At 56.6% G+C, this 6,956-nt stretch carries 7 protein-coding genes; 5 read left to right on the plus strand and 2 right to left on the minus strand.

Annotated elements, in window-relative coordinates:
• Window positions 1-222: 222 nt before the first annotated feature.
• Entirely contained in the window at window positions 223-693 is a 471-nt protein-coding gene (locus AAAC48_RS24250) for a MarR family transcriptional regulator (protein WP_340656649.1), read from the plus strand.
• Between the two features lie 46 nt (window positions 694-739).
• Here the strand turns inward: AAAC48_RS24250 and AAAC48_RS24255 are convergent, their stop codons facing one another.
• Window positions 740-1,774 (minus strand): aspartate-semialdehyde dehydrogenase, encoded by a 1,035-nt coding sequence (locus AAAC48_RS24255; protein ID WP_340656643.1) that lies wholly within the window; start codon window positions 1,772-1,774, stop codon window positions 740-742.
• Between the two features lie 574 nt (window positions 1,775-2,348).
• Between AAAC48_RS24255 and AAAC48_RS24260 the strand changes: the two genes are divergently transcribed.
• Window positions 2,349-4,235: an MFS transporter gene (locus AAAC48_RS24260; protein WP_340656644.1), complete on the plus strand. Its 1,887-nt coding sequence runs from the start codon at window positions 2,349-2,351 to the stop codon at window positions 4,233-4,235.
• Window positions 4,236-4,304: 69 nt separating this feature from the next.
• On the opposite strand, the gene leuB is transcribed toward AAAC48_RS24260, so the two are convergent.
• Window positions 4,305-5,417: a 3-isopropylmalate dehydrogenase gene (gene leuB / locus AAAC48_RS24265; protein ID WP_340656645.1), complete on the minus strand. Its 1,113-nt coding sequence runs from the start codon at window positions 5,415-5,417 to the stop codon at window positions 4,305-4,307.
• Window positions 5,418-5,634: 217 nt separating this feature from the next.
• Here leuB and AAAC48_RS24270 point away from each other — a divergent pair, with 217 nt between their 5' ends.
• The 3 genes from AAAC48_RS24270 (at window position 5,635) to AAAC48_RS24280 (ending at window position 6,882) form a co-directional block, all read left to right on the plus strand.
• Window positions 5,635-6,027, plus strand: coding sequence for a hypothetical protein (locus AAAC48_RS24270; RefSeq protein WP_340656646.1), 393 nt, complete (start codon window positions 5,635-5,637; stop codon window positions 6,025-6,027).
• 100 nt (window positions 6,028-6,127) lie between these two features.
• Window positions 6,128-6,595 carry a response regulator gene (locus tag AAAC48_RS24275; RefSeq protein ID WP_340656647.1) on the plus strand — a complete coding sequence of 156 codons (468 nt, stop codon included), beginning with the start codon at window positions 6,128-6,130 and terminating at the stop codon, window positions 6,593-6,595.
• A complete protein-coding gene (locus AAAC48_RS24280; protein ID WP_340656648.1) occupies window positions 6,592-6,882 on the plus strand; it encodes a hypothetical protein in 291 nt (96 codons plus the stop codon). The genes AAAC48_RS24275 and AAAC48_RS24280 overlap by 4 nt, the downstream gene beginning before the upstream one ends.
• Window positions 6,883-6,956: the final 74 nt, after the last annotated feature.

Consider the following 6,956-nt stretch of genomic DNA (forward strand, 5'->3'; position numbering starts at 1 on the left):
GTCTTCGCTTGCTGCGCGGCCGTCACGGCCACCGGATGCTGTCGCCTTTGTCGTGTAAAGAATGCTCATGGGTTTTCCTTTCGTGTGAAATGTTTGACGTATATTGCATTGCACATAATTAAATTGCGTGCAATAGATATCTTAAATGATGAGAAATTAAATGATGCACAATCCAACATCCGCGGCTATCCTGTGCACAGGAGCCGGGAAGGAGTGGCCAGAATGGAAAATGCAGCAGAAAAAGCGCAGGAATCACACCTGAAGCTGTCGGACTTCCTGTGCTTCGCGATCTATTCGACGGCAAATGCTGTAACGCGCGCGTATCAACCACGGCTTGCCGCGCTGGGGCTGACATACCCCCAATACCTGGTGATGGTCGTATTGTGGGAGCAGGAAAATCAAACGGTCAAAGCGATTGGCGACAAGCTTAGTCTCGACTCGGGCACGCTGACGCCATTGTTAAAGCGCCTGGAGGCCGCCGGGCTGATCACGAGACGGCGGGATACCGTTGATGAGCGGCAGGTCTTGATCAGCCTTACCGATGACGGCCGCAGCATGCGCGAACGCGCAGAAGCTGTTCCCGTCGCGATGGGAAAAGCATTCGGCTGCACTATGGATGAAGCACAGGGACTTCGCTCCGAACTTATTGCAATGCGCGACAATCTCGTCGCGAGCATCGACGATGCAAAATAAAAAGGCGCGGTTCCCGCGCCCTTTCAAATTCGAAAGCGAGTTCTGCTCAGGCCGCGATCTTTTTCGGCTGGATCAGTCCGCGCGCGATCAGAAGCTCGGCAATCTGGATCGTATTGAGTGCCGCGCCCTTACGGAGATTGTCGGAGACAACCCACAGTGAAAGGCCGTTCTCGACAGTGATGTCTTCGCGGATACGGGAAATATAGGTGGCATCCTCGCCGGCTGCTTCATAGGGCGTGATGTAGCCGCCGTCTTCCGCACGATCGATGACAAGGCAGCCCGGTGCATCGCTCAGGATCTGGCGGGCTTCCTCAGCGCTCATCGGGGTTTCGAATTCGATATTGACCGCTTCCGAATGGCCGATGAAAACCGGAACGCGCACGCAAGTCGCCGTGAGCTTGATCTTGGGATCGAGCATCTTCTTGGTTTCGGCAACCATCTTCCACTCTTCCTTGGTGTAGCCGTCTTCCATGAAGACGTCGATGTGTGGAATGACATTGAAGGCGATGCGCTTGGTGAACTTCTTCGCCGTCACCGGATCGGCAACGAACACGGCACGCGACTGTTCGAACAGCTCGTCCATGCCTTCCTTGCCGGCACCAGAAACTGACTGATACGTTGCAACAACGATGCGCTTGATCTTCGCCTTGTCGTGCAATGGCTTAAGCGCCACGACGAGCTGCGCCGTAGAGCAGTTCGGATTGGCGATGATGTTCTTTTTGGTGAAACCGGAAATCGCGTCGGGATTCACCTCCGGCACAATCAGTGGCACATTTGAATCGTAGCGCCAGGCCGAGGAATTATCGATGACAACGCAACCCAGGGCGCCGATTTTGGGCGACCATTCCTTGGAGATGTTCCCCCCTGCCGACATCAGGCAGATATCCGTATCGGAAAAATCATAGGTATCGAGCGCCTTTACCTTCAGCGTCTTGTCACCAAAGGACACCTCGGTCCCTTGCGACCGGCGCGAGGCAAGCGCAACAACTTCGCTGACCGGAAAGCCGCGCTCCTCCAGTATTGTGAGCATTTCGCGGCCCACATTGCCTGTGGCACCAACAACTGCAACCTTGAAACTCATCTGTAGTATCTCCTGTCCCTCTCTGCTGTTCGCAAACCCGCTGGCCACTGCGGGTCTTCTCCCCCGGGCCGGACCCGGGAGGGGCGAGCAGGCCAAGGGAAATCAGACCGTTTTGGTGGTCGTTTTCGCAGTCTGTTTGGCCGAAACTTTAAGTATAAGAGCAGGCACAGCGGCGCATCCGGCAATATTGCCGGAACCGTTCATCAAAAACAGCGCTGTTGATTCGCTTGCCACGTGGGCGTCTCCTTGTCCGACTGTGCTTGTACGCGGTTTCCTAAAAGAGTCAATTGTCTCTTCAAAAGACAAGAATATGTCGTGTTACGCACAATTTTAGACAATTGACGTAAGATGCGGGCTTTGCTTTCGTCAATATTTGTTGAACACTCCGCGCGTGCATCAGGTGCATGACCTTTGGGGGGAGAAAATTCCGGAGGACATTCACCGGCGCATGGTTTGCCGCACCAAGTAAGCGCGGCAAAGGGGCCATGCGGGAGTGTCAATGGTCGAGAACGTGATCGAGGGGTTATGCTGATCATGTTCTTGGCTTAACTGCGGTTTTCTGGGAGGAATAGTAATGGCAATCACGTCTGTGGCCGACAGTTCTAGTCGGGGTATGACGAGAGAAGAGAAAAAAGTTATCTTCGCTTCGTCGCTCGGAACTGTTTTCGAATGGTACGATTTTTATCTTTACGGTTCTCTTGCCGCCTTTATCGGCGCGGCCTTTTTCAGTGAATATCCGGAAGCAACACGCAACATCTTTGCGCTGCTCGCCTTCGCTGCGGGCTTTCTTGTCCGGCCTTTCGGGGCGCTGGTCTTTGGCCGCATAGGCGATCTGGTCGGCCGCAAGTATACATTTCTCGTCACGATCATGATTATGGGCCTTTCGACCTTCCTGGTCGGCGTGCTTCCGGGTTCAGCCAGCTGGGGCATCGCGGCACCGATAATCCTGGTCGGCCTGCGCATGTTACAGGGTCTCGCACTCGGCGGTGAATATGGCGGCGCAGCGACCTATGTCGCCGAACACGCCCCGGACAACAAGCGCGGTTATTACACCTCCTGGATCCAGACCACGGCAACGCTCGGTCTGTTCCTGTCGCTGATCGTGATCCTCGTCGTTCAGAACTGGCTCGGCAAGGATGCTTTCGCTGCCTGGGGCTGGCGCATTCCCTTCATCCTCTCTTTCATACTCCTCGGCATTTCTGTGTGGATTCGTCTGTCCTTGAGTGAATCACCGACATTCCAGCGCATGAAGGAAGAAGGCAAAGGTTCCAAGGCACCACTCTCGGAGGCTTTCGGTCAGTGGAAGAATGCCAAGATTGCCATTCTCGCTTTGCTCGGTCTTACCGCCGGTCAGGCTGTCGTCTGGTATTCTGGGCAGTTCTATGCGCTGTTCTTCCTGCAAAATGTCCTGAAAGTCGATGGACAGTCGGTCAATATCATGATCGCCATCGCGCTCCTGCTGGGCACCGGCTTCTTCGTATTCTTCGGTTGGCTGTCGGACAAGATTGGCCGCAAGCCAATCATCATGGCTGGTCTTGCGCTCGCCATCTTCACGTATTTCCCGCTATTCAAGGCGCTGACCTGGGCGGCAAATCCTGCGCTCGCCGCGGCACAGGAGAACGTTCGCGCGACTGTCACAGCTGCACCAGGTGATTGCAAGTTCCAGTTCAACCCGACTGGCACGGCCAAGTTCACCACGTCCTGCGATATCGCGACATCGTTCCTGACCCGCAACTCGGTTCCCTATGACGTCTTGGCCACTGCTGCGCCTGGAACTGCGGCAACAGTCAAGATCGGTGCGGAAACGGTCGATTCCTATGATGCGGTTGCCGCCGGAGCCGACGCAAAGGCCAAGGAGGCGGCATTTGCGAAGGCCGTCAACATCGCGCTGCAAGACGGCGGCTATCCTCTTGTTCGTGACCCCGTGAAAGTCGTCGACTCCAAGCTCGACGCTCTGGTCGCCGCCAACCCGAAACTGGCTCTCGACGCGGCAGCAATCCGTGCCGGCGCCAAGACGATGGTTCCCGTCGATCAGGCCGTCAAGGACAAACTCTTGACCGCAGAAGAAGCAGCAGGCGCGACCGAGGTGGCGGTCTACGCGGTTCCAGGTGCCGGCGCCTTCAAGATGGTTGCAGACCCTGCCGCCGTTAACTGGACGAAGGTCATCGCGATCCTGTTCATCCTCGTGATCTATGTGACGATGGTCTACGGTCCGATTGCCGCGATCCTGGTCGAGATGTTCCCGACCCGCATCCGCTACACCGGCATGTCCTTGCCCTATCATATTGGCAATGGCTGGTTTGGTGGCCTGCTTCCGGCAACAGTCTTTGCCATGAGCGCGTTCAAGGGTGATATCTATTACGGTCTCTGGTATCCGATCGTCGTCGCGGCAATGACCTTGATAATCGGTCTTATCTTTGTCCGTGACACCAAGGGCACTGATCTTCACGAAGTGAAGTAATCAATCACCAAGATGGAAAAGCCCGGCGCGATCGCTCGCGCCGGGCTTTTGTCTATTCGGAATTTCGGTTCAGGCGGCAAGCGCCGTGAATTTTGCGAGGATCGCATCCCCCATCGCGGTCGTCCCAACGTTGGTCTTGCCTTCCGACATGATATCGGCAGTGCGAATGCCATCGTCGAGAACGCCGGCAATGGCCGCTTCCAGCCTGTCTGCCTCGGCCACCATGTTGAAGGAATAACGCAGGCACATCGCAAAGGACGCGATCATGGCAATCGGGTTCGCTGCACCCGTTCCGGCAATGTCCGGCGCCGAACCATGGACCGGCTCGTAGAGCGCCTTGCGGCTGCCCGTTTTGGCATCCGGGGCGCCGAGCGAAGCGGACGGAAGCATGCCGAGTGATCCTGTGAGCATCGCGGCAATATCGGAAAGCATGTCGCCGAACAGATTGTCGGTAACGATCACGTCGAACTGCTTGGGCCAGCGGACAAGCTGCATGCCGCCGGCATCAGCCAGCATGTGCTCAAGCTTGACGTCGGAATATTTTGCCTTGTGGGTCGCCGTAACGACTTCGTTCCACAAGACACCCGACTTCATGACGTTGCGCTTCTCCATTGACGTCACCTTGTTACCGCGTGTGCGAGCCAGTTCGAAGGCGACACCGGAGATGCGCTCGATTTCGTATGTGTCGTAGACCTGTGTGTCGATGCCGCGCTTCTGGCCATTGCCCAGATCGCGGATTTCTTTCGGCTCGCCGAAATAGACACCTCCGGTCAATTCGCGCACGATCAGGATATCAAGACCCTCCACGACTTCCTTCTTGAGCGACGATGAATCGGCCAGGGCCGGATAACAGATTGCCGGCCGCAGATTTGCGAAGAGCTCCATGTCCTTGCGCAGACGCAAGAGTCCGGCTTCCGGCCGCACATCGTAAGGAACGCTGTCCCACTTCGGGCCACCTACAGCGCCGAACAGAACTGCGTCGGAAGCCAGCGCTTTTGCCATATCGGTTTCGGAAATGGCCTGGCCATGCGCGTCATAGGCGGAGCCACCGACCAACCCCTCATCCAGCTCGAACCCGCTCTTCAGCTCGGCGTTCATATAGGCGATGATCTTGCGGACTTCGGCCATTGCCTCGGGTCCAATGCCGTCGCCGGGGAGGAGAAAGAGCTTTTTCGATGCCATGCTGGGAACCTCGTTGATTTAATATCGCTGTAGTCGGGATGGCGCGTCTTAGCGCAAGTTCAGCAAAGATGGAAAGCTTTCTGCGTAATTTTCTGAATGCTGATAACGGCCGCAATCATTTGTGAACGATTCTGGCCATCTCTAGATCTGCTCCGGTAATGTCGGCGCAATCTTCGCGGCCTAGTTGCCGGCACAGACTTCACGCCGGGGATCAGACATGGCTAACCGCATTGCAGGCTGCTTCCAGCACGCCTTTGGCACATTCTTCGTAGCAGCCACGATCGCTCTGGCGGGGTGTGCCGCTGACATCATGAAAAACTATATCGGGCAGCCGGTGGAATCGGTCATTCTGGACTACGGCCCGCCGACGACTGTCATTGATCTTGACCAAGGCGAGCGCGCATATCAGTGGCGGAAGATTTCCACCAACGTGGTTTCCGGCTCAACCAGCGGCGAAGTGAGGAACACGAGGCACGGCAGGCGCTACGAAGAGACCGAAACGCCGGGTTATGTGGAACGTCAGGAATGCTTCTATCCGTTCTACGCCCGCTCCTCCACCGGCCGCTGGTACATCACCAATTTCCGTCAGCCAAAGCTGGAGTGTGAGTAGTCCGCGCCTGATAGGCGCTGTTTTGTACGGCAACCCATGATAAAGATTTCACCGCCGCAGCTGGACATCGTCGCTGGCCCTCTGCCGAAGGAGAATGTGCATGCGCATTTTGCTGATTGAGGACGAGCCTGAAATGGCTTCGGTCCTCAAGACCGCACTGGAGCGTCGAGATGTGGTCGTCGATCACGTTTCGACATTGGCCGACGCCGAGGCCGTGGCGAAATTCGGCCCTTTTGATGCGGTTGTGCTGGATCGTCGACTGCCCGATGGCGAAGGCCTCAGCCTCATTCCACGTTTGCGCACTCTCCATGTGGATGCACCTGTGGTTGTATTGACTGCGATGGGCAGTCTCGACGATCGCGTAACCGGGCTCGACGCCGGGGCAGATGATTATATGGTCAAGCCTTTCGCCACCGAGGAACTGATGGCGCGCCTCCGCGCCTTGCTCGGGTCCAATGCGCTGGACGCGCACATATCGCGGTTGCGACGGAAGCTCGAGGATGCCGCTACCGGCATCGGGATCAGGGCAATTCGCAATCTCGGCTATCTTCTGCGGGCGGCTCCATGAAAGAAAAACGTGCTCGCTCGCTACAATGGGTCCTCGTGCGGCGGTTGATTCTGCTGCAGGCGGCAACACTTCTCGTATTCATCCTCCTCTTCGCAGCTGCACTGTGGATCGCCAATCCCCGGCTTTTGGTGGACAATGAAGCATCGGTCGCTGTCCTGAAAGGCGCGATTGACCGCGATCGGAGTGGCAGGTTGATAGTCAACGAAACGAGCGAACTGCTCGCGTTTCGCGAGGAATTTCCCAACGTCTGGTACATAGTGCGCGACCCCAGCGGTCAGAGCCTGTGATCTTGCCTTCGAGCCTGGCACCTATGAGGTCTGGGTCGAAGTAAACGTCCTGCAGATCGAGCAAGCACTGGCAA

It is taken from the genome of Phyllobacterium sp., from assembly GCF_037994405.1.
Classification (GTDB): domain Bacteria; phylum Pseudomonadota; class Alphaproteobacteria; order Rhizobiales; family Rhizobiaceae; genus Phyllobacterium.

What these genes read in the sequence shown, in the direction of transcription:
- leuB (WP_340656645.1), bottom strand. Translation starts at nt 5,417, where the DNA reads ATGGCATCGAAAAAGCTCTTTCTCCTCCCCGGCGACGGCATTGGACCC.
- AAAC48_RS24255 (WP_340656643.1), bottom strand. Translation starts at nt 1,774, where the DNA reads ATGAGTTTCAAGGTTGCAGTTGTTGGTGCCACAGGCAATGTGGGCCGC.
- AAAC48_RS24270 (WP_340656646.1), top strand. Translation starts at nt 5,635, where the DNA reads ATGGCTAACCGCATTGCAGGCTGCTTCCAGCACGCCTTTGGCACATTC.
- AAAC48_RS24260 (WP_340656644.1), top strand. Translation starts at nt 2,349, where the DNA reads ATGGCAATCACGTCTGTGGCCGACAGTTCTAGTCGGGGTATGACGAGA.
- AAAC48_RS24280 (WP_340656648.1), top strand. Translation starts at nt 6,592, where the DNA reads ATGAAAGAAAAACGTGCTCGCTCGCTACAATGGGTCCTCGTGCGGCGG.
- AAAC48_RS24275 (WP_340656647.1), top strand. Translation starts at nt 6,128, where the DNA reads ATGCGCATTTTGCTGATTGAGGACGAGCCTGAAATGGCTTCGGTCCTC.
- AAAC48_RS24250 (WP_340656649.1), top strand. Translation starts at nt 223, where the DNA reads ATGGAAAATGCAGCAGAAAAAGCGCAGGAATCACACCTGAAGCTGTCG.